Source organism: Psychroserpens damuponensis (assembly GCF_000826655.1).
Classification (GTDB): domain Bacteria; phylum Bacteroidota; class Bacteroidia; order Flavobacteriales; family Flavobacteriaceae; genus Psychroserpens; species Psychroserpens damuponensis.
This window is the reverse complement of the sequence record NZ_JXJO01000060.1, coordinates 1-1,049: the sequence shown is the minus strand read 5'-3', so window position 1 is coordinate 1,049 and position 1,049 is coordinate 1. Positions and strand designations below refer to the sequence as shown.

Genomic DNA, 1,049 nt, shown 5'->3' with positions numbered 1-1,049 from the left:
CAGTTCAGTTTTATAAACTAGCTAAATTCCGTAAGAGTAAATTCAGATATTGAGTAAGATTTTCAGTGTTAAGATATAGTTTTGTTCCGCTTTATTTATTCGGAATTATATGAGCGCAGAATTAGAGCCAACGGTATTGTATATGGTTTGTTGCGTGGTTTAGCACGTAATTTAGCAAATAAAAACCTAATAGAAAATCCGCGAGGATTTTCGTAAGTAGGCTAGAACTAGCAATAAATTATATACGGTGTTGTAAAACGTTTTTTAATTCAGTTATAATTTATATTGCAATTGATAAAGTTCGTATTTCTCCGAATTAAAATCTATGTCAACGCTAAATTCATTATTCTGTTTATCTCTAATAATAGCAGCAGAAATATGCATTAATTCCTTGTCTTTTATTTCCGTTATTTTAAACCCAAAAAGTCTAAATTCAAGTATATTTCCAAATTGGGGTTCAACTTCTTTTAAGCGAGAAATCAGTTCGTCTTTGTCAAAAGGAACAAGTTCGTTATTAAGCATATTTTTTAATTCATCAAACTGTTTTTCTTTTAAAAGATTTACAGTTTTTTCAGCTACTTTGATTCTTTTTTCGGCTTTTTCAAGAAGAGAAATGGGAAAGTCAAATTCTTGTTTTTTATTTTCTTTAGAAATCAAAACAACTTTAATTTCATCATAATTTTTCTTTTCCGCTTTTAGGTTTTTATAGAATCTATAAGCAATATTTGAAGAAGGAAGATAAGCTTTGTCTAATCGTTTGTCAATTGCATCGCTTTGACTCATTTCTATTTCGAAGTACTTTTTTGTTCCATCACTTGTTGAAGCAGAAGCACCAATAGAATATTCAGCACGTCCACCATAGAAGTCTAAAATTTCCTGAATTCCATTGTTTTCATTGTCTGAAATGCTAACTAAATGTGATAATATTCCTGTTTTTTCTTCTCCTTCTCGTTTTTTTCCGCAAGATGTTATTAAAAAGGCACAAATTATGAGGCTTAAAATTCTGTTCATAGATTTTTCTTAAATGTTTTACAACGGTTTTATGTATG

Annotated in this window: 1 protein-coding gene; it reads right to left on the bottom strand. The window is 29.4% G+C overall.

Annotated elements, in window-relative coordinates:
- Positions 1-273 precede the first annotated feature (273 nt).
- Complete coding sequence (locus TD29_RS17295; RefSeq protein ID WP_013185825.1) at positions 274-1,011, bottom strand: C-type lectin-like domain-containing protein; 738 nt, start codon at positions 1,009-1,011, stop codon at positions 274-276.
- Positions 1,012-1,049: the final 38 nt, after the last annotated feature.

Coding starts and splice junctions, on each gene's coding strand:
- TD29_RS17295 (WP_013185825.1), bottom strand. CDS start 1,011: ATGAACAGAATTTTAAGCCTCATAATTTGTGCCTTTTTAATAACATCT.